The sequence below is a fragment of the Pseudomonas sp. 18.1.10 genome, from assembly GCF_024655625.1.
In the GTDB taxonomy this organism is placed as follows: Bacteria; Pseudomonadota; Gammaproteobacteria; order Pseudomonadales; family Pseudomonadaceae; genus Aquipseudomonas.
The window spans coordinates 1-21,360 of record NZ_JANLGL010000020.1 but is presented as its reverse complement, the minus strand read 5'-3'; the positions used below and the strand labels follow the sequence as shown (position 1 = coordinate 21,360).

At 60.5% G+C, this 21,360-nt stretch carries 24 protein-coding genes and 4 pseudogenes; 10 read left to right on the top strand and 18 right to left on the bottom strand.

Annotation, left to right across the window (positions count from 1 at the left end; all coding sequences use genetic code 11):
* Positions 1-3: 3 nt before the first annotated feature.
* The 4 genes from NUV89_RS05700 to NUV89_RS05685 all read right to left on the bottom strand — a co-directional run bounded on the left by NUV89_RS05700 (position 4) and on the right by NUV89_RS05685 (position 3,758).
* Positions 4-1,275, bottom strand: coding sequence for an IS4-like element ISPa1635 family transposase (locus NUV89_RS05700; protein WP_023082049.1), 1,272 nt, complete (start codon positions 1,273-1,275; stop codon positions 4-6).
* A gap of 299 nt (positions 1,276-1,574) precedes the next feature.
* Positions 1,575-2,786 (bottom strand): c-type cytochrome biogenesis protein CcmI, encoded by a 1,212-nt coding sequence (gene ccmI, locus NUV89_RS05695; RefSeq protein ID WP_012080656.1) that lies wholly within the window; start codon positions 2,784-2,786, stop codon positions 1,575-1,577.
* Complete coding sequence (locus tag NUV89_RS05690) at positions 2,779-3,252, bottom strand: cytochrome c-type biogenesis protein (protein ID WP_012080655.1); 474 nt, start codon at positions 3,250-3,252, stop codon at positions 2,779-2,781. The genes ccmI and NUV89_RS05690 overlap by 8 nt, the downstream gene beginning before the upstream one ends.
* Positions 3,249-3,758, bottom strand: a complete 510-nt coding sequence (locus NUV89_RS05685) for a DsbE family thiol:disulfide interchange protein (RefSeq protein ID WP_255260239.1) — start codon at positions 3,756-3,758, stop codon at positions 3,249-3,251. Before NUV89_RS05685 ends, NUV89_RS05690 begins: the two co-directional genes overlap by 4 nt.
* A gap of 118 nt (positions 3,759-3,876) precedes the next feature.
* Between NUV89_RS05685 and istA the strand changes: the two genes are divergently transcribed.
* From istA to NUV89_RS05670, 3 genes and pseudogenes are all read left to right on the top strand, one after another.
* Positions 3,877-5,376, top strand: a complete 1,500-nt coding sequence (gene istA / locus NUV89_RS05680) for an IS21 family transposase (protein ID WP_101509640.1) — start codon at positions 3,877-3,879, stop codon at positions 5,374-5,376.
* On the top strand, positions 5,369-6,172 hold the full coding sequence (istB, locus tag NUV89_RS05675) for an IS21-like element ISPst3 family helper ATPase IstB (protein ID WP_054882055.1): 804 nt from the start codon (positions 5,369-5,371) through the stop codon (positions 6,170-6,172). The genes istA and istB overlap by 8 nt, the downstream gene beginning before the upstream one ends.
* Before the next feature lie 189 nt (positions 6,173-6,361).
* Positions 6,362-6,610, top strand: a pseudogene (locus NUV89_RS05670) (Tn3 family transposase); the annotation flags it as partial.
* On the opposite strand, the gene NUV89_RS05665 reads toward NUV89_RS05670, so the two are convergent.
* The 7 genes and pseudogenes from NUV89_RS05665 to merR all read right to left on the bottom strand — a co-directional run bounded on the left by NUV89_RS05665 (position 6,607) and on the right by merR (position 10,814).
* Positions 6,607-7,356 (bottom strand): ABC transporter substrate-binding protein, encoded by a 750-nt coding sequence (locus tag NUV89_RS05665; RefSeq protein ID WP_134612791.1) that lies wholly within the window; start codon positions 7,354-7,356, stop codon positions 6,607-6,609. The pseudogene NUV89_RS05670 and the gene NUV89_RS05665 overlap by 4 nt on opposite strands.
* Before the next feature lie 280 nt (positions 7,357-7,636).
* Positions 7,637-7,861 (bottom strand): DUF2798 domain-containing protein, encoded by a 225-nt coding sequence (locus NUV89_RS05660; protein WP_003465037.1) that lies wholly within the window; start codon positions 7,859-7,861, stop codon positions 7,637-7,639.
* Between the two features lie 54 nt (positions 7,862-7,915).
* Positions 7,916-8,617, bottom strand: coding sequence for a cysteine hydrolase family protein (locus NUV89_RS05655; protein ID WP_003465039.1), 702 nt, complete (start codon positions 8,615-8,617; stop codon positions 7,916-7,918).
* A 90-nt stretch (positions 8,618-8,707) separates the two neighbouring features.
* Entirely contained in the window at positions 8,708-9,298 is a 591-nt protein-coding gene (locus tag NUV89_RS05650) for a TetR/AcrR family transcriptional regulator (RefSeq protein ID WP_003465041.1), read from the bottom strand.
* Between the two features lie 81 nt (positions 9,299-9,379).
* Entirely contained in the window at positions 9,380-10,057 is a 678-nt protein-coding gene (locus NUV89_RS05645) for a GntR family transcriptional regulator (RefSeq protein WP_016487046.1), read from the bottom strand.
* A 69-nt stretch (positions 10,058-10,126) separates the two neighbouring features.
* Positions 10,127-10,324, bottom strand: a pseudogene (locus NUV89_RS05640) (SDR family oxidoreductase); the annotation flags it as partial.
* Between the two features lie 91 nt (positions 10,325-10,415).
* Positions 10,416-10,814, bottom strand: coding sequence for an Hg(II)-responsive transcriptional regulator (merR, locus tag NUV89_RS05635; RefSeq protein WP_003089120.1), 399 nt, complete (start codon positions 10,812-10,814; stop codon positions 10,416-10,418).
* Between the two features lie 74 nt (positions 10,815-10,888).
* Between merR and NUV89_RS05630 the strand changes: the two genes are divergently transcribed.
* The 3 genes from NUV89_RS05630 to NUV89_RS05620 are packed head-to-tail and all read left to right on the top strand — an operon-like array spanning position 10,889 to position 11,747.
* Complete coding sequence (locus tag NUV89_RS05630; protein ID WP_003089115.1) at positions 10,889-11,239, top strand: mercuric transporter MerT family protein; 351 nt, start codon at positions 10,889-10,891, stop codon at positions 11,237-11,239.
* Between the two features lie 12 nt (positions 11,240-11,251).
* Positions 11,252-11,527 carry a mercury resistance system periplasmic binding protein MerP gene (merP, locus tag NUV89_RS05625; RefSeq protein WP_003150552.1) on the top strand — a complete coding sequence of 92 codons (276 nt, stop codon included), beginning with the start codon at positions 11,252-11,254 and terminating at the stop codon, positions 11,525-11,527.
* Positions 11,528-11,534: 7 nt separating this feature from the next.
* Entirely contained in the window at positions 11,535-11,747 is a 213-nt protein-coding gene (locus NUV89_RS05620) for a GDCCVxC domain-containing (seleno)protein (RefSeq protein ID WP_003089113.1), read from the top strand.
* 12 nt (positions 11,748-11,759) lie between these two features.
* On the opposite strand, the gene NUV89_RS05615 is transcribed toward NUV89_RS05620, so the two are convergent.
* From NUV89_RS05615 to NUV89_RS05605, 3 genes are read right to left on the bottom strand one after another with little or no spacing between them, the layout of a single operon-like run.
* Positions 11,760-14,753, bottom strand: coding sequence for a Tn3 family transposase (locus NUV89_RS05615; RefSeq protein ID WP_257780593.1), 2,994 nt, complete (start codon positions 14,751-14,753; stop codon positions 11,760-11,762).
* 3 nt (positions 14,754-14,756) lie between these two features.
* Positions 14,757-15,167 (bottom strand): putative toxin-antitoxin system toxin component, PIN family, encoded by a 411-nt coding sequence (locus tag NUV89_RS05610; protein WP_003150546.1) that lies wholly within the window; start codon positions 15,165-15,167, stop codon positions 14,757-14,759.
* Positions 15,167-15,406, bottom strand: a complete 240-nt coding sequence (locus NUV89_RS05605) for a ribbon-helix-helix domain-containing protein (RefSeq protein ID WP_003089107.1) — start codon at positions 15,404-15,406, stop codon at positions 15,167-15,169. Before NUV89_RS05605 ends, NUV89_RS05610 begins: the two co-directional genes overlap by 1 nt.
* A 201-nt stretch (positions 15,407-15,607) precedes the next feature.
* Here NUV89_RS05605 and NUV89_RS05600 point away from each other — a divergent pair, with 201 nt between their 5' ends.
* The gene (locus tag NUV89_RS05600; protein WP_003150544.1) at positions 15,608-16,537 is read left to right on the top strand and encodes a recombinase family protein; all 930 of its coding nucleotides are present in this window, start codon (positions 15,608-15,610) and stop codon (positions 16,535-16,537) included.
* A 39-nt stretch (positions 16,538-16,576) separates the two neighbouring features.
* On the opposite strand, the pseudogene NUV89_RS05595 reads toward NUV89_RS05600, so the two are convergent.
* A pseudogene (locus NUV89_RS05595) lies at positions 16,577-17,071 on the bottom strand (DUF4158 domain-containing protein); the annotation flags it as partial.
* A gap of 350 nt (positions 17,072-17,421) precedes the next feature.
* Positions 17,422-18,264 carry an AraC family transcriptional regulator gene (locus NUV89_RS05590; RefSeq protein ID WP_047306875.1) on the bottom strand — a complete coding sequence of 281 codons (843 nt, stop codon included), beginning with the start codon at positions 18,262-18,264 and terminating at the stop codon, positions 17,422-17,424.
* A 117-nt stretch (positions 18,265-18,381) separates the two neighbouring features.
* On the opposite strand from NUV89_RS05590, the gene NUV89_RS05585 reads away from it, so the two are divergent.
* The 3 genes from NUV89_RS05585 to NUV89_RS05575 all read left to right on the top strand — a co-directional run bounded on the left by NUV89_RS05585 (position 18,382) and on the right by NUV89_RS05575 (position 19,932).
* A complete protein-coding gene (locus tag NUV89_RS05585; RefSeq protein ID WP_020309197.1) occupies positions 18,382-18,915 on the top strand; it encodes a carboxymuconolactone decarboxylase family protein in 534 nt (177 codons plus the stop codon).
* Between the two features lie 27 nt (positions 18,916-18,942).
* The gene (locus NUV89_RS05580) at positions 18,943-19,065 is read left to right on the top strand and encodes a hypothetical protein (protein WP_256213827.1); all 123 of its coding nucleotides are present in this window, start codon (positions 18,943-18,945) and stop codon (positions 19,063-19,065) included.
* 58 nt (positions 19,066-19,123) lie between these two features.
* Positions 19,124-19,932 (top strand): IS5 family transposase gene (locus NUV89_RS05575; protein WP_099421609.1). Its coding sequence is split into 2 segments (ribosomal slippage): positions 19,124-19,454 and positions 19,454-19,932, totalling 810 coding nucleotides; the frame shifts between segments, so codons are not numbered across the junction.
* 37 nt (positions 19,933-19,969) lie between these two features.
* Here the strand turns inward: NUV89_RS05575 and NUV89_RS05570 are convergent.
* Positions 19,970-20,584, bottom strand: a complete 615-nt coding sequence (locus NUV89_RS05570) for a recombinase family protein (RefSeq protein WP_047306878.1) — start codon at positions 20,582-20,584, stop codon at positions 19,970-19,972.
* A gap of 605 nt (positions 20,585-21,189) precedes the next feature.
* Positions 21,190-21,306 (bottom strand): annotated as a pseudogene (locus NUV89_RS05565) (type II toxin-antitoxin system RelE/ParE family toxin); the annotation flags it as partial.
* Positions 21,307-21,360 lie beyond the last annotated feature (54 nt).

Genomic DNA, 21,360 nt, shown 5'->3' with positions numbered 1-21,360 from the left:
TCTTCAGCGCGTCGGTTTGTAGCCCTCACAACCTCGGCTGGCTGCGCGTTTGCGTTGGCGCGCAAAGCTACGGCCTGAGCGTACGGCACTGAGGCTTTTAGCCATCAAGGCCAGCACATTGCTCAGCCCCTGAGCACAGTGCCGCACCAGCAGCTCGACCAGGGTATTTTTGAGCCGTGACACGCCTTGGGTGAAGTTGACTTTCCATCGCAGCTTGCGACCTTTGTGGCGCTGTTCGATGACCGGCTGTAGCAGGTGCTGCATCAACAGCGCCAGGTTCTTCAACAGTTGAGCGGCATGAAAGTCCTGCTTTACAGCAGTCACGCTGCGGCCGCTGAAGTTGTCCAGCGTCAGGGTTTGTTTGAGGCGACGGAAGTCGGTTTCGATGCCCCAGCGGCGGTGGTAAAGCTCGGCAAACACCTCAGCGGGAAAGGCTTCTCGATCCAGCAACGAGGTCAGCAATACCTCGCTTTCGCCGTTGGCCAACTCGACCCGGATCAGTCTCAGCTCGATCTGGCTGGCAGGATCAACGCCAGCCTCGGAGCAGAACAGACGTGCTTCAGGATGGTTGGCCACGAAAAGCTGTGTGTCTTCAACTTGGCCAGAGTATAGAAACGCTTTGACCTGGGCGTTATAGCCACAGGGCAGGCGCATCAGAAAGTGCCGCTGTTGCTGCGCGAACAGCGCGAATAACCAGTGCCCAGGGTAACCACGGTCAAACAGCGTCAGGCTGTCAGCCGGCAGGTGCTCAAGGTGCAGATGGGCACAGTCGCGCTCGCCGACGGTCAGGGGCACGATCAGGCTATGCAGGGTTTGACCGTCAGCGACTTCGTAGAGTGTGGACAAGCGAGCCATGGGAAAGCCAGAGTGACTGCCAAAGAAGGTCGCCATGGTCGACTCCAGGGGTAAATGCACGGTCGAGCCATCCACCGCGAGCACCCTCAGCCCACGCCACTTCTGACGCAGCCCGAAGCAGTCAATTTGTTGCTGCAGGAGGTGATTGAGACTTTCAAATACCTCGGGGTTGAGCTTTTTGCGCGCTTTGCAGAAGGCCTGCGCAGTGACCATTTGCGTCTCAGTCGACGCCTGATTGAGTACGCGATAGAACTGATCGAGTTCGGTTTGCAGGGCCGTGCGCGGCTGATTGAGCAGGAACAGGACGAGGTTCTTGAAGGTGAGCTGGCGTCGGCGGGTAAAGTCTTGAGGATTCTGGCGGTGGGCGGCGATGAAGGCGGGACAATCGAGCGGACTGGTTATTTTTTGTACAATTTTCAAACCAGGGCTTGGCTGGCGGTGTCAAGCGATGCGGTATAGGTAGTCAAAAGGGCTTCTCCCATGCACTGATTTGAGCGCTAATTATATGATATTTATGGATAATTTCCAAAGTTGATGACATTGGTAGCGAACATGCCGGCGTAAATCAGCCAACGGATAAAGTGATCACTGAGCAGCTCAGCCTCCCTTTCCAGTTCGGCTGTTAAAAAAACAACACCGTTGTTTGAAAGCACCAGCAAATCAAGTGCTCACTCTTCTATTTTACAGTACCTGGCAACAGCACTTTGCGGTGCAGTCGATCAGATATCCGGAAGGTTGATCGTAAGCTTCAGCCTAGCGCTCTTCGAATTTAATGTCGTCGAGCTTCGGCCCAACCATTCCCCCGACCTACTCTTCCCTCCCCTAGAGACCCTAGCAGTCACTTGAATCGCGGCTGTCTGCGATAAGGTGTTGCTGGTAACTATTGCATCAGCGCCTGAAAACTCCACCTCGGCCGGCAGACTTGAGACCTTAAGTCGTATGGTAGCGAGAGGTACCTTGGAGCCCGATAGCGTCTGTACGAAAACGAACACACTGTCATCCAAAGCGACCTTTTCGAAAATTTCCGGGGAAATGTCCACCCGTACCTTGAGCGGTGTTGGTGGCAAGCCAGCAACATGGTTAATCGTCAAATTGTTGTTTTTTTCATCCGCTGAAAGACCGTTTCTTGCCTTTCCAATGGCCTGTACTAAAGCAGCGTGTGACGGATGGTCGGAACCCATCTCTGCTAATGCGTGATGCCAATATTTTAAAGCATCTTGGTAACGATGCTCTTCAAACGCAGCCAGACCTATGAGACTCAAGCTCTGGAGCTCACCCGGATTTCCATTTAAAGCTTCATCTGTCAGCGCCTTGATTGGCGGAGACCACATTTTGTTGTTAGAGAAATACAATGCTTTAGCCCACTCGCCTAATAACTCCGGTCGGCGACCGGCCAGTGACACCGTTCGTTCGAACATTCTAGCGGCATCGTCGGGCCTCCCTTGAGCCATGTAGTTTTGGGCCAGGTTATAAGCGTTCTCAGCTGACTCCGGTTGGGCGTTAACCGCGCGTTCCAGACGGTCGTTCATTTGCGCGAGTGAACCGGGAGGCTGGGCGAACTCACGAACCAGCTCGACTTTGTCGCTGGCGCCAAAATGCAGGTACAGCGCGAGCCCCAGCGCCGGTATCAAGAAAGCCACGAATACTGGTAGCGGCTTGCCTGTAGTCGAAAAACGTTCGAGGCCAGCTCCTTCGGTGTCCGCCAGCAATTCGCGGTCCGCCTCAGAGCGGGCACTGTTTTTTTGCGCAGGAGACATCACTCCGTCCCCTTGCTGAAGCTGTAGCTCCGCCAGGCGTTCCTGATACAGCGCCACGTAAAAAGCGGTGCGATCTTCTTCGCTTTGGGCACGACGTACAAACAACACAGGGATTAGCACGAAACTGAGGGCAACCAGCAACAGCAGGCCGACCCATAGCCAGAAATCAATCATTAGATTCTTTACCCAATAGGAGGAGGAGCCGTTGACGCTCTTGGTCAGAAAACACCTCAACATCATCGCCATGCCGACCACGATGACGTGCAACGATCAAGTAAATCACCCACACACCGCCCAACAACAAACCGCCAGGCCCAAACCAGAGCAACCAGGTGTGGCTGTTCAGCTCAGGTTTGTAGCGCACGAATTCGCCATAGCGATCGACCATGAAGTCGATGATCTGCTGATTACTCTGACCTTCATCGAGCATGCGAAAGATCTCTTTTCGCAGATCGGCGGCGATGGGGGCATTGGAGTCTGCGATATCCTGGTTCTGACATTTCGGACAACGCAGTTCCCGGGTCAACTCGGTGTACCGGGCGCGTTCGACCTCATCCTTGAACGCGTAAGCATCGATGGCAGCTTGGGCGGCACTAGCGGAACACAACACTAAGAGAGTTCCACATAGAAACCGGCTCATTGCGTGCCCTCCTGCACCAGACCTTGATAAAGATCTGCAAGCTGTTCACGCCACACCGTCTCATCTATAACGCCGACGTGCTTGTAGCGAATGATGCCCTTACTGTCGACCAGGAAGGTTTCCGGCGCGCCGTACACGCCCAGATTCAATCCGAGGCTGCCGGCTTCATCGCGAATATTCAGCTGATAAGGGTCGTGAAAATCCTTCAGCCAGTTCAGAGCATCGAAATTAACGTCTTTGTAATTGACTCCATGAATCACCACCCCCTGCTGGGCCAGTTTGTTCAGCACTGGGTGTTCTGCCCGACAAGCGACGCACCAGGTACCCCAAACGTTTACCAGCGCCGGTTTGCCCAGCAAATCGGCACGGGTCAGGGACCTATTGTCTTGCACGGATTGCAGGGAGAAATTGGGGAACGGCTTGTCAATCAACGCTGAGGGCAACGCCGAGGGATCGAGGTACAACCCTTTACAGAGAAATGCTGCCATGCCAAGAAAAAGCACCAGCGGTGTTGCCGCTGACCGAAAACTGACCCAGTAGAGGCTGTTCTGCCGACTGAAAACTGACCCAGGTGTTCAACTGCTTCTGCTCAATTTTTGAGCAGGAGAACACAGGGTGATCAGTATGGAAATGATGGGCAAAATTCGCCGGATGTATTTCCGCGACAAGCTGTCGCTGCATGAGATAGCCAAGCGCACCGGGTTGGCGCGCAACACGATTCGCAAGTGGGTCAGAGCACCTGAGGCCAAGCCGCCGGTCTACCAACGCCGCGCGATCTTCAACAAACTCAGCCCTTTTCACGCCACGCTGGAGCAGGCGCTAAAAGCCGATTCGCTGCGGCCCAAGCAACAGCGGCGCAGTGCCAAGGCGCTGTTGGCGCAAATCAAAGCCGAAGGTTATGACGGTGGCTACAGCCAGCTCACCGCGTTTATCCGTGCCTGGCGAGGGGGACAGGGCAAGGCGTCGCAGGCCTTTGTGCCGCTGACCTTTGCTTTTGGCGAGGCGTTTCAGTTTGACTGGAGCGAGGAAGGCTTGCTGGTCGGCGGCATTTACCGGCGTATGCAGGTGGCACATCTGAAGCTGTGTGCCAGCCGTGCGTTCTGGCTGGTGGCGTATCCGAGCCAGGGCCATGAGATGTTATTCGACGCCCATACACGCTCGTTCGGCGCCTTTGGCGGCGTGCCGCGCCGAGGCATCTACGACAACATGAAGACCGCCGTCGACAGGGTCAATAAGGGCAAAGGCCGCACGGTGAATGCGCGTTTTGCGGTGATGTGCGCGCACTACCTGTTCGATCCAGACTTCTGCAACGTCGCCGCTGGTTGGGAAAAGGGCATCGTTGAAAAGAACGTGCAAGACAGCCGCAGGCGCATCTGGCTAGACGCCCAGGACTGCCATTTTCACTCCTTCGAGGAACTCAATGCCTGGCTGGGCCAGCGCTGCCGCGCGCTTTGGAACGAGCTGACGCACCCGCAATACAGCGGGCTCAGTGTGGCCGAGGTGCTGGAGTTGGAGCGCGCCGAACTGATGCCTATGCCCGCGGCCTTCGACGGTTACGTCGAACGGCCTGCGCGGGTTTCCAGTACCTGCCTGGTCAGCGTCGGGCGTAACCGCTACTCGGTGCCTTGTGAGTACGCCGGTAAGTGGGTCAGCAGCCGTTTGTATCCGACCCGCATCGAGGTGGTGGCCGATGATGCGCTGATTGCCAGCCATGCGCGTTTGCTGGATCGCGACCAGGTCAGCTACGACTGGCAGCACTACATCCCGCTGATTGAGCGCAAGCCCGGCGCGCTGCGCAACGGAGCGCCCTTTGCTGATCTGCCAGCGCCGCTGCGTCAGCTCAAGCACGGACTGAAACGTCATGCCGGCGGTGATCGGATCATGGTGCAAGTCTTGGCTGCCGCACCAGTGGCTGGGCTCGATGCCGTGCTGGTAGCCGTTGAGCTGGTACTGGAGAGCGGCAGCCTGAGCGCCGAACACATCCTCAATGTCGTGGCACGGCTGACAGCATCCGAACCGCCGCCCAGCGTCGAAACCCACTTGTCGCTCAAGGAAGCCCCCGTCGCCAACACGGCGCGCTACGACCGCCTGCGTGGCCAGACCGAGGAGATCGGTCATGCGTGATTTGATGGCGGAACTCAAGGAACTGCGCCTGCACGGCATGGCCACTGCCTGGGCGGAGTTAACTGTGCAGGGTGAGTCGAACACAGCCTCGTCCAAGTGGTTGCTTGAACACCTGCTGGAACAGGAGCACACGGATCGTGCCATGCGCTCGGTGAGCCACCAGATGAACATGGCCAAGCTGCCGATGCACCGCGATCTGGCCGGCTTCGACTTCAGCGCCTCCAGCGCCGACGCTCGCTTGATCAGCGAGCTGGCCAATCTGAGCTTTACCGACACCGCGCAGAACGTGGTGCTGATCGGCGGCCCAGGCACCGGCAAAACCCACCTGGCCACCGCACTGGCCGTGTCCGGCATCACCCGGCATGGCAAGCGCGTGCGCTTCTACTCCACGGTCGATCTGGTCAATCTGCTGGAGCGCGAAAAACACGACGGCAAAGCCGGGCGGATCGCTCAGGCACTGCTGCGCATGGATCTGGTCATCCTCGACGAGCTGGGGTATCTGCCCTTCAGTCAGGCCGGTGGCGCGCTGTTATTTCACCTGCTGTCCAAACTGTACGAGCACACCAGCGTGGTGATCACCACCAACCTGAGCTTCGCCGAATGGTCGAGCGTGTTCGGCGACGCCAAGATGACCACCGCCCTGCTGGATCGGCTGACCCACCACTGCCACATCGTCGAAACCGGTAACGAGTCCTATCGCCTGCAACACAGCAGCTTGGCGGCCCAGGCCAAGATCAAATCACGGGAGCGAAAGCGTAAGGGCGGCCAGGAACCGGAGGACGATGAGCCGTTCTGATTTCATGGCGACGACGGCCTGCTACATGGCTGCGTGTGGCAGGTCTTAAACAACTGAACTGGGCTAGCGAAGGAGTGGGGGCAACAGCAGCTGCGCTGGTAGACTTATCCACAGTTGCTGGTAACAAAATCAGCAATCCGCCCTGGGTCAAATTTCAATCGGCAGGGTGGGTCAATTTTCCATCAGCGCCAACAGCGCTACCGGGCTAGCGGCCTCAATCTGGTAACGGCTGCCGTCGTGTTGTGGAACACGGTCTATCTGGAACGGGCTGCGCACGCGCTGCGTGGCAACGGCCATGCCGTTGATGACGCGCTGTTGCAGTACCTGTCGCCGCTCGGTTGGGAGCACATCAACCTCACCGGCGATTACCTCTGGCGCAGCAGCGCCAAGATCGGCGCGGGCAAGTTCAGGCCGCTACGACCGCTGCAACCGGCTTAGCGTGCTTTATTTTCCGTTTTCTGAGGCGACCCCTGTACGGCGGTGATACGGCCGTTCCAGGCCTGGATCATGTCCACTTCGCCGTCGCTGATCAGCTGCGCCGACTGCCCGCCGGACGTCCACCAGGTGGCGATGTCGGGCTTGATCTGCTCAAGCTTGCGGAAGGCGCGATCGACGTCCAGCGGATAGAGCTTGTCCATCGGCACGCCATCGGCCAGCAGCGCGATTTCCAGGGTTGGACGTGGCAGGTTACGTAGGGAGCGCTGGCCCGGGTATTTTTTGGTGTCCCAGAAGTCGGCCCAGGTCTTGGGTACGTCCGCGCCTTTGAACGCGTCCGTGCGATACGCCAGCACCGTGGAGTAGCTGATGTAGCCGACGCTGTATTCGTCCTTGAGGCTGTCGGGTATTTGCGCGGCATTGGGAATCAGCGCAAGGTCGAGCTTCTCGAACAGCCCTTCGGCTTCGCCACGGATGCAGTCGCCAGTGGGCAGGTCCACCACGTCCCAGGTGACCTTGCCGCTCTCGACCTGGGTCTTGATGATCGGGTAGGCCTTGGGCGAGCTGTCCTGTTTGAGCGTCAGACCGAGCTTTTTCGCCGCAGGCTCCAGGATCGCCTTGCTCTGGGCTTCCTGATAAGCACCGCCCTGGGATACGAACGTGATGTCCTCGGCCATGGCCTGGGTGGCGCTACCGATGAACAGGGCCAGACTCGCGAGTTGGAAAGCTGTAGTGCGCAATGTGCTCATGGAAAGACTCCGAATGGTTGGCAGATTTTCTTGGGCGAGCTGTAGGTTTTGTTGTCGGTCGCTCTGCGGGACCATGGAGGTCTAATGTACCGGCTTGTCCGTGAACGAAGCGGCTACAAATGCGCGGATGAAAAGTGGTTTATTGCGAAAATGCGAACGGGCACAGTATTTCGTGCGTCGGGTGCGGGCTTGCGCGCCTGTCGCGAGCAGCCCCGAAGCCCCCGGTAGGAGCGAGCATGCTCGCGATGGCGGTGTGTTGGGTGAGTCATAGCCAAGTCATTCAGCCCACCGTCATCCGCCTCACCACGCGCCGAATCATCGGCGCCGCCAGCACCACCACCGGCAACATCGATACCCACGACAGCGCCCACGCGTTCAACCAGCGGCCGGCAAAGGCCAGGTCGAGCGCATGGGGTGTGGTGGCGATGGCGGCCGCGACCGCGCAGGTCAGGCCGGATTGAACGACGCCGAAAACGAAATGCTCATAACGGGCGGGGATTTTCATCGGGGGTTCTCGAGAAAGAGCGGGGGGGCGCGATGCCCGGCCGCTCGGGCACGATCAAGCCGGTTGCAGTTGCGCGATAGTCTCTTCGGTGGTCCACAGCCCGTGGGCGAGGAAGCGGTAATTGATGATGGCCGCCAGGTAGCCGTCGCCATCCGGCAGGCGCGGGCCGGCGGTGGCGTCGCGTACCACGACTATTTCAAAGCCCTGTTCGAGCAGTTCGCGCAGGTGTGATTCCACGCAAAGGTTGGCCGCCATGCCGGCGAGGATGATCTGCGACACGCCTTTCTTGCGCAATTGCAGCGCCAGGTCGTTGGTTTCCGGGCCGTAGACCTTGTGCGGCGAGGCGATGATGGTCTCGCCGTCGAGAATGTACGGCTTGTAGATCTCGAGGAAATCGGCGCCGGAGCCTTCGAAGTTTTCCAGGGTGTTCGGTCCCTTGCGATCGAACATGCAGATGCTGTGCATGACCTTTTCCAGCGGACCGCCAAAATGCCAGTCGTGGTCGTGCGGGTAGTAATAGTGTGGCGACACGGCCACGGGCAGGTCGTGAGCCTTGAAGGCCTTGAACAGTTTTTCCAGGTTTTCGACGGTGTTGTTCTCGACGATGCTCTCACCGAACACCGCCCAACTGGCGCCGGCAGGGCTGAGGAAGTCGTTCTGTGGGTCGATGACCACCAGGGCGGCTTTGCTCAGGTCGAGCTTGAAACCAGTGGCAGGCAGTGCGGGTTCGGCGGGGTCGGCGTACAGATGGCTCATGACGATTTACCTCTTGGGTGCTTGCGTGGATGAGACGTGAATGTTGCTTTATATAAATGACCAGTCGTCTTATTAATGAGGAAAAAAAACTCACTCCAATAGCCGAGGCAAGACCATCGATACGAAACGCTGCAGAGGTGCACCGTCGCGCAGGACCTTGCCGCGCATGACCGCACCTTCCCAGCCTTCGACGATGACACTGGCCAGCGCTTCGGCGTCGTGAGTTTCAGAGAGTTCGCGGCGCTGCTGCGCTTCACGCAGGCAGCTCGCGAGCAAACCTTCCCAGCGCGCCAGCACATCGGCCAGACGCTTGCGGGTTTGTTCGCTGCCATTGGACATTTCCAGGGACAGGTTGCCAATCAGGCAACCCAGGCTGTATTCATGCTCGCCGTGCTCGAGCACCAGGGCCTGGAAGAACTGGCCGATGCGCTCCAGCGGCTTGACCCGGGCGTCGTAGAAGATCGGCCCGTGGCGGGTTTCGATCGAGGTCCAGTATTCCTCGAGGATCTCTGCCGCGAAGTCTTCCTTGCTGGCGAAGTAGTTGTAGAAAGAGCCCTTGGGAATCTCGGCAGCGGCGGTGATGTCCTGGACGCCGCAGCCGTTGAAGCCACGGTTGTGAACCACCTGGCGGCCAATCGACAGCAAACGGGATCTGACTTCGAGGTTGACCGGGCGAGCCATGACAGAGACATCCAGTGATGAGAAAGTTTTAATAAACTAACTGGTCATCTATGTTTCGTCAACAGTCGAATTGACTGCCAATCAGTCCGCCTGCGCCATCTCGATGTACTCGAGCATCTTCTCGTTGCCATCGAGAATGTCACGGCAGATGGCCGCCCGTGCCGCCGCGCCATCGCGGCGCTTGAGTGCGTCGAGCACTTCCCAGTGATGGTCGATGGCCATGCGCTCGTTGAAGTTGCCATAGGCACGGGCGATCAGTGGGCCGGTGCGCATCCACAGGCTATCGAGCAAACCCGCCAGCACCGGCATGCGCGCGATGGTGGTCAGCGCGTAGTGAAATTGCTGATTGCACTTGAGAGCGGCTTGCAAGTCCTGGGCGTTGATCGCGGCGATGTTGTTTTCGATGCAGGCTTGCAGGTCTGCGAGTTCGCTGTCGGTCACCAGCGCGGCGGCCGTCTCCGCAGCCAGGCCTTCAAGCGCCAGGCGGATGCTGCGGATCTCGCCGTATTGCGCGGCGGTGAGGATGGGTACGCGGATGTCACGCGGGGTCTTGAGGATCAGCGCCTGTTCCTTGGCCAGTTGCAGGATCGCGTCGCGCACCGGTGTGACGCTGGTGCCCAGTTGTTCGGCCAGGTCGCGGATGCGCAGGCGGTCATCGGGCTGGAAACGCCCGGTGATCAGTGCCTCGCGCAGCAACTCGTAGATGCCACTGCCCAGGTAAGAGTGATTGAGGGTTTGAATAGGGTAGGGGTTGCTCATTGATCGCTCATCTGCGGCGGATGCCCGGCCCGAATGATGGAAGTTTCCGGCCGGGATTTCCAGATTATTTCAGACGTGCTGACCACCGTTGACATGAATCTCCGAACCGTTGATGTACGACGCGCCTCGGGTGCAGAGGAAATGCACCAGGGATGCGACTTCTTCCGGCTTGCCCAAGCGGTGCATGGGGATCTGCTGATCGACGATCAGTTCGGTCCCGGCAGACAGGATCGACGTCTCGATCTCACCCGGTGCAATCGCATTGACGGGGTTTGGGGAGCAATGGAACCAAAAACCAACGTAAGCTCTGAATCCCACCGTAAAGGGGCTTTCCGATCTCCAGCTCACCCGCCAGGCATTACTCTCTGATCAGTGCCTCGATGATCGGGCAGATCGTTCCGCCGTCTCCCGCATCACATTGCTGCACCAGTTCGCCTAACAGTTGCTGCATGACGACCAAGTCGGCCATCTTCTGCTCGATCAACGCGAGCTTGCGTGCAGCCCGTGCTCGCGTTTCGGCACAGGCGCACGACTCATCCAGCGTCAGCAGTCCACCGACTTCCGAGAGCGTGAAACCCAGCGCCTGAGCCCGCTTGATGAAACGCAGTCGCTTCACCATGTCCACCGGATAGCGCCGATGGCCACCCAAGGGTTTGGCTGGTTCATCCAGCAGCCCGCGTCGCTGGTAGTAGCGGATCGTCTCGACGTTCACCCCGGCGGCGTCTGCCAGCTTGCCAATGGTCAGCTCTGTGGCCATCACTTTCTCCTTGATTCCGTACTTTGGTACGGAGTTTAGAATAGCACCTAGGCAATCAGGCTCAGGAGATGGGAATGGGGATGCAACTCACCGGGAAAGGCTCGCTGGTCGCGAGTTCGCTGACCGCCATCGGTGCGTCGGTGTGCTGTGTCGGGCCACTGGTGCTGTTGGCACTCGGTGTCGGCGGTACGTGGGTGGGCGCTCTGACCATGATGGAGCCACTACGCCCCCTCTTCATCGGGTTGACTCTACTGTTCCTGGGATTGGCATTCCGCAAGCTCTACCTGGTGCCACAGGTTTGTACGCCAGGTACACCCTGCGCCGATCCGCGCACGCTCGTGCGACAGCGACTCGTGTTCTGGATCGTCAGCGTGCTGCTGCTCGGCCTATTGGCCGTGCCGTGGCTCGCCCCGCTGTTCTACTGAAGGAGATTAACCATGCGCAAACTGCTGATCGCCGTGCTTTTCGCCTTGCCCTTCGTGGCGCTGGCGGCTCCCCCGAAAACCGTCACGCTCGACGTGCAGAACATGACGTGCGGACTCTGTCCGATCACGGTCAAGAAGTCGCTGGAGAAGGTGTCCGGCGTGAGTGACGTCCAGGTCAATTTCGACCAGAAGACGGCGACCGTCACCTACGATCCCGATAAGGCCCAGCCCGAGGCACTGACTGAGGCGACCGCGAACGCGGGATACCCCTCCACAGTGCAGAAGTGAGGTCACGATGAGCGCCATTGTCCTTGAGTCCGTGCTGACTTGCCCGCGCTGCGGCTTCGCCAAGCCGGAAACCATGCCCACGGACGCCTGCCAGTTCTATTACGAGTGCAGCAACTGCAAGGCGCTGCTGCGCCCCAACCCAGGGGATTGCTGCGTTTTCTGTTCGTTCGGCTCGGTGAAGTGCCCGCCGATCCAGCAGCAGCTTGGGTGTTGCTCATAGCGTTTAGGGGGATCACAGGTCGTCGTCTGGATTACGCAGTGGCCGCAGCTCGCCGCGCGCAACTTCTTCCGGTACCGCAAAGGAATACCGCCCGAGCATGTTGATGTGCTCGTAGATCAGCGGCGATAGCCGGGCCAAATCCTCTTCCAGCACTGGATAGCCGTGCTGCTTGAGCCGTTCCACGGCCGCCGTCATGTAGAGGGTGTTCCACAGCACGATGATGTTCACCACCAGGCCCAGAGCACCGAGCTGGTCTTCCTGGCCTTCGCGGTAGCGCTGGCGGAGCTCGCCGCGTTTGCCGTGGAACACGGCGCGGGCCAGGCTGTGCCGGCCTTCGCCTCGGTTCAACTGGGTCAGGGTGGCGCGGCGCTTGGACTCGTCGTCGATATAGGTCAACGTGTGCAGAGTCTTTTCGATCCGCCCGAATTCGGCCAGCGCCTGGGCCAGCCGGGTGGGTCTATCTCCCGTTTGCAGCGTGCGCATGATGCCAGTCGCCGGCACCCGGCCGAGTTTGAGCGAGCCGGCCAGGCGCAGCAGGTCGTCCCAGTGCTCGGCGATCAGGTCGAGTTTGACCGACTGGCGGGCCAGCCCGTTGAGCTTGCCGTAGTCCGCGTCCGGGCGCGTGCGCCAGAAGCGGGTACCGCCGACATCGGCCAGCCGCGGACTGAAGTGGTAGCCAAGTAGGCGGAAGAGCCCGAACACCACATCGCTGTAGGCCCCGGTGTCGGTCATGATTTGCGTCGGCTGCAACTCGGTCTGCTGTTCCAGCACGACCGCCAGCAACACCAGGCTGTCGCGCAGCGTGCCGGGCACGGTGATGGCGTTGAGGCCGGAGAATTGGTCGGAAATCAGGTTGTACCAGGTGACACCCCGGCCGGTGCCGAAATACTTCGGATTGGGGCCGGCATGCACGGTGCGCACCGGTACGACGAAGCGCATGCCATCGGCGGAGGCGACCTCGCCGCCACCCCAGACTTGGGCCAGTTCCAGTTGGCTTTGCGCTCCGACCAGGATGGCGTTAGCCGCTGACAGGGTGTCGTCGCGGATATAATTCTGGCTGACCCAGGGCAGCCGGTCACGGCGCAGCGCCGGGTTGTCGGTGCGGATCAAGGGCTCCAGGCCGGTGTTGCAGGCCCCGCCCAACAGCACCGCGCAGAGGCTGGTGACCAGGTTGTCGGCGCGTGCATTGCGTTCGGAGACATGGGTGAAGGCCTCGGAAAAGCCAGTGCGGGCGGCGATTTCCAAGAGGATTTCCGGCAGATCGACACGCGGCATCAGGTCAGACACGGCCGCCCGCAGTTGCAGCAACGAGCAGGGCTCGTCCAGCTTGTCCAGCGCCCCGAGCGACAGTTCGGTCTTGCCCTCGGTGTTCTCGCTCAGTTGAATCGCCGGGTTGTCGGGCAGGCGCGCGGCTACTGCCAGCCAGGTTGCATCCAGCTCGACGGACAAGGCGTCCAGGGTGGTTTTGGCGTCGATGGTCAGGCCCAGTGACCGGCAGATGATCGGTCGCGCCGCCAGCCATTCGGCACCGTCGAGCAGGCCAAGACGCGGGTCGGCATAGCGCCAACTGGGCGAGACGAAGACATCGCGGCGGCGCAGGGCCGTGCGCAGCGCATCGAGCGTGCAGAACACATAGGCACCCATGTCGAGGGAGCCATCTTCGCGGGTGATGTGCTTCTGCCAAGCCTTGGCCACGATCTCCTGCGGCGCGTCATCCTCTGGCTTCCGGCGCGGCAGGTTCAGTTGCAGCCACTCCAGACTAGCCGCCACGCCCTTGCCGGCCGGGCTGAAGCCGAAGCGGATGTGCTTGAGCAGGTCGGGCAGGAAGCGGCGCACGCTGCGGTAGCGCGCTTCCAATGCAAGAAAATAGACGTCATCTACCGGGCGGATCAGCGCGTTGACCTCTTCCAGGGCCTTTTCCAGGGTGGTCCTCGGCAGGTCGTTGAACAGCCGGGCGCGCACGTTGTCATCGCTGATCGAGCTGTCCAGCACGACCTTGCACGCGGCGGCGAGCGTCGCGGCCGACCGATCCAGGTCTTTCAGGCTGCGCATGCGGGCTTTCTTGTCGGCCTTCTCCGCGTTGCTGAACAGGTCGCGCAGCAAGGCCTCCAGGACTTCCAGTGCGTCGTCGTGCGCAGTCGCCTCCAGGCAGAGTGCGAAGGCCACCAGTGTCGCCATCCGCCGCGACGCCGGCAGCCGATTAATCGCGGTGACCTTGGCCGTGTTGGCGAAGCGGGCCAGGGCGGCGATACGGCTGGGAGGGATGTGCGCCGCCGCCGGCAAGGTGATGCCGATGCCGCGCACGTCATCGAGCCGGCGCAGTGCCCGAATCAACGCGGGGCCACTGACCATGACCGGGCCGGAGCGCAATTGATCCAGCCGGGAGCTGCGGTTGCCTTCGGCCACCGTCAGCAAGTCTTGCAGTTGCAATCGCTGTTCCTCAGTCACGCTGCGGCCCAGCGTAAACCAGAGGCGTTCTTCGACCCGACTGCGCAACTGGGCGATAAAGCGCTCTAGTTGAGACACACCAGGCAGGAGGACTTTCTGTGTGAACAGCCACGAGGTGGCTCGCTCAAACAGCACTCCCGGCCGGTCGGTGCCCGTCCAGCAGAGGGCATACAGCCAGCGGCTCAAGCGAAAGCCGATGCCCGGATCGGTGAAATGACGATAGCCAAAGCGGTTCTGAATATCGGTGGCATGTATCCAGCGGCGATGATCGCTATAGCGCTGGAGGCAGTCGGGGTCTGGAATCGCCAGTTGTCGGCAAAGCACCTGCAGGACTTCCACCGGCACGGCGGCGGGCTTGTCCGGCAGAACGCCAACGAAGCGGACGGTGGTCAGCAGAACGGCATAACCCAGACGGTTATGGTTACCCCGCAGCACCTGGATGGCTTCACGGTCTTCATCGCTCAGGTGGAAGTAACGTTCCAGCTCTTCACGGCTGGGCGAATCAACATAGCGGCCAAAACCGTCGCGTTGCTCTTGAGTCAGAAAACCGACCGGCATTGATCACAGCACCTCGACGCAGAACACGGCGGGCGTGACGATCCGCGTGCGTTCGATGTGCCCGCGTTGCAGCAGGCCGGCGCGGCGATCACCGGTTACCAGGTAGTCCGCATCGCCCGCCAAGGCCATGGCCAGCAAAAACGAGTCATCCGGATCATCGGCTTCGACCTCGATGGTCAGGCGCTCCAGTACCACAGCCCGTTGCAGGTTATTGATCATGGCGCCCACCTTGGCGGGCTGTAGGATGGCCTGAAGCTTGGGATAGCGGCTGGCTCGACGAATTTCATCGAGTTGCATCCGCGAGGTCACCACCTCGAAACGCGCCGCCCGCCAGGCACGGTAGATCGCATCGGGCGCGCCATGTGGCGAGATCAGGGCGCTGAACAGGATGTTGGTATCCAACACGACCCGCATCAGCGCTTACGTGCCCAGTCGAGCGCTTCGTCAACCGCGTTGGTCAATTCTGCCTCACTCAGATGGGCGTTAGCGGCCTTGGCCTGCTCAGCGCTCAGCTCCAGGATGTGTGCCCGTACCGCTTCTTCGATGAAGCGCGACAGGTCGCCCTTACGGCCGCCGCCCTGGCTGGCCAGAAACATCCGAAGCGACTGGTCGGTGTCGGCCGAGACGGCGACATTCCAGCGAATGGTATTCATAGCGTTCTCCGCTAATAGGTGTTTGTGTGTTTATACGCCAATCACAAAGGGCGATGCAATGGTTCGACAAAACGAAGGTTTTGCCGAACTCTATCGAGGAATGGCTCGGTTCGTTAAGCTCCCCGCGCTACGGTTCAAATAACTGGTACGCTTAATCAAAGTTCAACTATTACTAACGTAGTCGAGTAAACAGTACTTTTGATGAAGATCGGTTATGCGCGAGTGAGCACTCGGGATCAGAAAGCCGACCTACAAGTCGATGCCCTGAAACAGGCCGGGTGCGAACGCATCTACCAAGACATCGCCAGCGGCGCGAAAAGCGCCCGGCCGGAGTTGGACAAACTGCTGGCCAACGTGCGGCCGGGTGATGCCGTGGTGATCTGGAAGCTGGATCGCCTTGGGCGTTCCCTCAAGCACCTGGTCGAGTTGGTCGGCGAGCTGGCAGAGCGCAAGGTCGGCTTACAGAGCCTGAATGACCCCATCGACACCACCCACGCCCAAGGCCGCCTGGTGTTCAACCTGTTCGCCTCGCTGGCGGAGTTCGAGCGCGAGCTGATCCGCGAGCGGACTCAGGCGGGTCTGTCGGCCGCACGGGCGCGTGGCCGGATCGGTGGCCGTCCCAAGGGCCTGCCAGCCAAGGCTGAGGCCACCGCCATGGCGGCCGAAACCCTCTACCGCGAAGGTCGCCTGAGCGTCAGCGCGATCGGCGAGAAGCTGCACATCTCCAAGAGCACGCTGTACAGCTACCTGCGCCACCGTGGTGTCGAGATCGGCGCGTACCAGAAGAGCGCCAGGTCACGCGACCAGCAGCCTTCGGCCGCGTCGCCGGCAGAGCCGCCCGCCGCCGAGCGGGTGGCCACCGTCACCCTGCGCCTCGCGGTGGTGAATAACAGCAAGTTCGTGCGCGGCCGGAAGCGGGCCACGGAGAACATTGAGCGCTACTGCCTGGAGCCCTATGGCATGAAGCGGCTGGATGCCGGCCACTATGAGTTGACCATTCCGTATCGGAGCGACGATGAGCTGGACAAGAGCGTGCATGACCTGCTGACCGAGATCAGCCAGGAGGCCGACATGCGCAACTGTTTTGTCGAGATGGGCGCCTGGGAAGAAGACACCGAAAAGCGTTGGTAGGGCTTACGTTGGTTTTTGGTTCCATTGCTCCCCAAACCCCATCTGCCCCCCTTCGCGGGCCAGCTTGAGCAGGCGGTTCTGGTGGATGTGCCGGCCCAGCCCTTCGGGCAAGTCCACCAGCTGAAATGTCTTCAGCCGCTCGATGTGCTTAAGCATGTGCCGAGAGTTGGGTTTCAGCGGTGCCTGGCGCAGCCAGGTCAACCAGGTGATGCTGCTGCCGGCCTTGAGCTTCAGCAGTTCGTCCAGCTTGGCACGGTGCGAGTCCGTGAGTGGTTCGACCAGGGCGCGGTAGACCCGCCGATTAGCCCGCGCAATGGCCTCCGAGCAGGCCCGATCAATTACGCTCAGCGCCGGCAGGATGCGCCGCTTCTGCCGCAGGCTCTCCAGAGCCTGGCTGGCCAGCAGCAAGCCCTTGTCGGTCTGCTGGGCCAACTCGGTCAGCTCGCGCACGAGGTTGCGGAAGTCGGACAGGCCAAACGGGGCCAGTTGCAGGTAGGTGCGCAGTTCATGGGCGTGCTCGCGGCGGGTCACTGTCGTTTTCAGAAGACGGCTGCACTGAACGTCAGAAGCCGACTGCACTATAGCAGCGGAGGGGTTGGATCCATCAGGCAACGACGGGCTGCTGCCGGCCAATAGCCGACAATGACGACACTGGAAATCCCCGCCTGTGAGCGTCGGCTCAGGGCGGGACAGCGTCATCCAGCTACCTGCGCCACTGACTCAGCCTTGTCCAGCCGGCCGCGCCGCACGAACAGACTGACCAGCCGTTGACGGATCGCCACCTGGAGTTCCGCCAGTTGTTCCGGCGTGATGCGAATTTCACCCGCTCGACGAGCGCAACACCGGCGCCGCCTACGCCAAGAACCGGCGAATCGAACTCAAACTCACGAACCGCTGAGCGCCGCGTCACCGCGCTGCTGCGCCAGCCAGTCGCGCGGGGCGCAGCCCATGCGCACGCGGAAGGCGCGCGCCAGAGCGTTCGGGCTGCCGTAGCCGACGCGGTCGGCCACCACCGCCACCGGCCGCCCCTGCTTGAGCAGGGTGCAACTGACGTTCATCCGCCAGTCGGCCAGATAGTCGCCCGGCGTGACGCCCACCGCGTCCTTGAACGCGGCGGCGAAGCGCGCGCGTGACATGCCCGCCTTCGCCGCCAGCGCCTCGAGCGACCACGCGGTCTGCGGCGCATCGTGCATGGCGGTTATGGCGCGCGCGAGTTTCGGGTCGGCCAGGCCCGCCAGCAGTCCGGTGGCGCCAAGCCGCCCATCCATCAGATAACGCAGCAACTGGATCAGTAGCAACTCGTACAAGCGGTCGATGGCGGCCTGCCGACCGCACTGGTCGCGCTCGGCTTCGGCAAACAGCAACTCTAGCGTCGGCCCGAGGCCGGGCAAGTCCGCCAACGGAATCAGCAGCATCGACGGCAAGGCCATGGCCAACGGATTGCCCGTCGAAGCGCCCAGGTCGACCTCCGCACACAACAGCTCAGCGGTATCGCCGGGGGCGGCGACAAAACGATGCGACGCCACGCGCGGATAAAACAGCAGGCTCGGCTCGGTAACCAGCAGATCTTCATGCACGGGCGAACGCGCCGTAATCGGGCCGCGCCGCACCAGATGGATATAGCCATGCGGCGCCGCGTAATGATGCTGCCCACAGAAGGCGCCGCTGTGAAAAACGCGCGCCGAAAGCGAGTAGTGCCGGAGCAAGCCGGCCAGTCGATCCGCCATTCCACTCTCCATATAAGACGATAGGTTACGTATTTGATACTTTACGTGCCATATCGTACCAAACAAAGGGCGATCATGCCCACGTGCTCTTGCACCTCACCCACTACGGAGATAGACATGACCCAAATCGCCCCCCTGACCATCGACACCGCTGACGCCGCTACCGCTGCCACACTCAAGGCCGTCAAAGCCAAGCTTGGCATGGTGCCGAACCTGTTCGCCACGCTGGCCCACGCGCCGGCGGCGCTCAATGGCTACCTCGGCTTGTCCGAAACGCTGGGCACCGGCCGCCTGAATGCCTCCCAGCGCGAGATCGTTGCGCTCGCTGCCGGTCAAGCCAATCGCTGCCAGTATTGCCTGAGCGCACACACCCTGATCGGCAAAGGTGCCGGACTGTCGGCAGAGGCCATCGCCGCGGCCCGCACCGGCCAGGCGGCCAACGCACTTGACGATGCAATCGCCGGCTTTGCCCGCGCGCTGGTCGAGCAACGCGGCGTGGTGTCGGCCGACGCCATGGCCAACTACCGCCGCGCGGGGCTCGACGACGGCCTGATACTGGAAGTGATCGCCAACGTCGCGCTGAACACGCTCACCAACTACACCAACCACATCGCCGACACCACGGTGGATTTCCCCGTGGTCGCCGTCTGATCTCCATAGGCATATAAGGAGAACACGATGAAAATCGCACTCACCGGCGCTCTGCTCGCCAGCGCCCTCGTCCTGCCACTGGCCGTCACGGCCGGCGACTTTTCGCCCTATGTGGGGTCGTCTCAGAAAACGGAAAATAAAGCACTCTAAGAGTCGCTAACACCACTGCCCAAGAGACCCGCATGAAGCAGTTATGCTTCATGCCCTCATGGCAAGACAACCCGTTAGCAAAGAACTGTGGCTGCAGTTGCAGCCCCTGATCCCCACCTTCACTCCCTCCGCCAAAGGTGGCGCACGCAAGCTCGCAGTGAGCGATGAGGCCGCCCTCAACGGCATCTTGTTCGTGTTGCATACCGGCATTCCATGGGAAGACCTCCCACAATCCCTTGGCTATGGCAGCGGCATGACTTGCTGGCGGCGACTTCGGAATTGGAGCGCAGCAGGGGTTTGGCAGAGGTTGCACCAGGCCATGCTGATGCGTTTGCGTGAACACGACCAGATCGATTGGAGCCGGGCCAGTATTGATGGCTCTTCGGTACCAAGCCCCCGGGGGGCCAGGAAACAGGCCCGAACCCCACCGACAGAGGAAAACTCGGCTCCAAGCGGCACATCGTCGTAGACGCCAGAGGCATCCCGCTGGTGGTTCTTGTCAGCGGGGCGAACAGACATGACTCCATGATGTTCGAGCGGTGCTTGGATGCGATCCCTGGCGTTGCAGGCCTGCAGGGTCGACCTCGCAAGCGACCAGCGAAGCTGCATGCTGACAAAGGCTATGACTACAAACGCTGCCGTGCCCATCTGAGGCAGCGAGGCATATCCAGCCGCATTGCCAGGCGCGGCATTGAAAGCAGCGAAAGGCTGGGCAAACATCGCTGGGTAGTGGAGAGGACGCACGGATGGTTTGCTGGCTTTGGCAAACTGCGAATCCGCTTTGAAAGGCGCCTTGACATCCACGAAGCGCTTTTGAAGTTGGCAGCCGCGATCATCTGCGCACGCTTCGTGGATAGGTGGTGTTAGCGGCTCTAAGCCGATGGCGTAGGTGGCACTCATCGTGTCACGTGCGGGCAAGCAGCTTCTCGCCATCGGGGCGCAACTCGCCCTTGGGCGAAATGTGCCGGTACAGGGTCTGCCGTGTGATTCCAAGCTCCAGACACAGGTCACCCACCTTGGTTTCTGGCTGGCCCATCGCGGCCATGGCCAGCCGCAGCTTGGCTGCGGTCATCTTGAACGGACGCCCGCCCTTTCGACCGCGCGCCCGCGCCGACGCCAGGCCGGCAATGGTGCGCTCGGCAATCAGTTCGCGCTCGAACTCGGCTAGTGCCGCAAAGATGCCAAAGACCAGCTTGCCAGCTGCCGTCGTGGTGTCGATGGCAGCGCCATGTCCGGTCAGCACTTTTAGCCCGACACCGCGCCCGGTCATATCGTGCACGGTGTTGATGAGGTGACGCAGGTCCCGACCCAGCCGGTCGAGCTTCCAGACCACCAGCGTGTCACCTGGCCGTAGCGCTTTGAGGCATGCGACCAGACCGGGGCGGTCCTCGCGCTTGCCGGACACCTGATCATCATAGAGGTGGGCCGGATCGACGCCGGCAGCAACCAGCGCATCGCGCTGCAAGTCCGTCCCCTGGGTGCCGTCAGCCTTGGATACCCGCATGTAGCCAATTTGCATATTTTGTCCTGTCACATATACGTTCGATTATGTGACAGTTTGAGTCGGAAAGCTCTGGCCGTCAAAAATTGTCACTTAACCCGTTATTTAATTTAAGACATGCAAAGGATTCATCAAGCTCATAATGTGACAAAAATTCCGGGGAATCCGCTCGTTGGCAAACATGGTATTAAGTCTGCGTCGAAACCTGTGATCCCTACCCACAAGATCCTCTGACTTGCAGTTAATGCTGGTTGGCGACGATGGAATGCAGGTCGGTGTGGATCAATGCAGGTTCATTCGCAGCTAACGCTGGTTTGCCGGGCCGGACAGTCGCAGTTAATCCTGGTCGAAAACGGCGCTGATTGCAGGTCGGAACGTTTTCGTTTGCAGGTCGTTACAACTACCAGCAGCAGTCTTAGGTGTTTCATAACGGCGATCTCCTCTCGGGTTTTCGATCCACGATTCAACTCTACCTCCGTAGTTAAGTACGGAATCAAGGAGAGAGGAGATGAAGGTCCTGGATTATGGCGCTGAGAGGAAATGGCAGGGCTCCGCCATGAAGACGGCGATTGCTTCAGGGCCGTCTAGGGCTGCTGCTGGGTCGTAGTCGTAAATTTTTTCGCTCATTCTGACCTCCACTCGCTGGCGAGTTTTTTAGCCGCTTCAATATCACGGCTTTGGCTGCTTTTGTCGCCGCCGCACAACAGCAAAACGAATTCATCACCTCGCTGCTGGAAATAGGGGTTGGGGGAGCAACGGAACAGAAAGTGCACTTAAGCTCAGTCGCTGCCCCG

What these genes read in the sequence shown, in the direction of transcription:
- ccmI (WP_012080656.1), bottom strand. Translation starts at nt 2,786, where the DNA reads ATGATTGATTTCTGGCTATGGGTCGGCCTGCTGTTGCTGGTTGCCCTC.
- NUV89_RS05690 (WP_012080655.1), bottom strand. Translation starts at nt 3,252, where the DNA reads ATGAGCCGGTTTCTATGTGGAACTCTCTTAGTGTTGTGTTCCGCTAGT.
- istA (WP_101509640.1), top strand. Translation starts at nt 3,877, where the DNA reads ATGGAAATGATGGGCAAAATTCGCCGGATGTATTTCCGCGACAAGCTG.
- istB (WP_054882055.1), top strand. Translation starts at nt 5,369, where the DNA reads ATGCGTGATTTGATGGCGGAACTCAAGGAACTGCGCCTGCACGGCATG.
- NUV89_RS05665 (WP_134612791.1), bottom strand. Translation starts at nt 7,356, where the DNA reads ATGAGCACATTGCGCACTACAGCTTTCCAACTCGCGAGTCTGGCCCTG.
- NUV89_RS05660 (WP_003465037.1), bottom strand. Translation starts at nt 7,861, where the DNA reads ATGAAAATCCCCGCCCGTTATGAGCATTTCGTTTTCGGCGTCGTTCAA.
- NUV89_RS05655 (WP_003465039.1), bottom strand. Translation starts at nt 8,617, where the DNA reads ATGAGCCATCTGTACGCCGACCCCGCCGAACCCGCACTGCCTGCCACT.
- NUV89_RS05650 (WP_003465041.1), bottom strand. Translation starts at nt 9,298, where the DNA reads ATGGCTCGCCCGGTCAACCTCGAAGTCAGATCCCGTTTGCTGTCGATT.
- NUV89_RS05645 (WP_016487046.1), bottom strand. Translation starts at nt 10,057, where the DNA reads ATGAGCAACCCCTACCCTATTCAAACCCTCAATCACTCTTACCTGGGC.
- merR (WP_003089120.1), bottom strand. Translation starts at nt 10,814, where the DNA reads ATGGCCACAGAGCTGACCATTGGCAAGCTGGCAGACGCCGCCGGGGTG.
- NUV89_RS05630 (WP_003089115.1), top strand. Translation starts at nt 10,889, where the DNA reads ATGGGGATGCAACTCACCGGGAAAGGCTCGCTGGTCGCGAGTTCGCTG.
- merP (WP_003150552.1), top strand. Translation starts at nt 11,252, where the DNA reads ATGCGCAAACTGCTGATCGCCGTGCTTTTCGCCTTGCCCTTCGTGGCG.
- NUV89_RS05620 (WP_003089113.1), top strand. Translation starts at nt 11,535, where the DNA reads ATGAGCGCCATTGTCCTTGAGTCCGTGCTGACTTGCCCGCGCTGCGGC.
- NUV89_RS05615 (WP_257780593.1), bottom strand. Translation starts at nt 14,753, where the DNA reads ATGCCGGTCGGTTTTCTGACTCAAGAGCAACGCGACGGTTTTGGCCGC.
- NUV89_RS05610 (WP_003150546.1), bottom strand. Translation starts at nt 15,167, where the DNA reads ATGCGGGTCGTGTTGGATACCAACATCCTGTTCAGCGCCCTGATCTCG.
- NUV89_RS05605 (WP_003089107.1), bottom strand. Translation starts at nt 15,406, where the DNA reads ATGAATACCATTCGCTGGAATGTCGCCGTCTCGGCCGACACCGACCAG.
- NUV89_RS05600 (WP_003150544.1), top strand. Translation starts at nt 15,608, where the DNA reads ATGAAGATCGGTTATGCGCGAGTGAGCACTCGGGATCAGAAAGCCGAC.
- NUV89_RS05590 (WP_047306875.1), bottom strand. Translation starts at nt 18,264, where the DNA reads ATGGCGGATCGACTGGCCGGCTTGCTCCGGCACTACTCGCTTTCGGCG.
- NUV89_RS05585 (WP_020309197.1), top strand. Translation starts at nt 18,382, where the DNA reads ATGACCCAAATCGCCCCCCTGACCATCGACACCGCTGACGCCGCTACC.
- NUV89_RS05580 (WP_256213827.1), top strand. Translation starts at nt 18,943, where the DNA reads ATGAAAATCGCACTCACCGGCGCTCTGCTCGCCAGCGCCCTCGTCCTG.
- NUV89_RS05570 (WP_047306878.1), bottom strand. Translation starts at nt 20,584, where the DNA reads ATGCAAATTGGCTACATGCGGGTATCCAAGGCTGACGGCACCCAGGGG.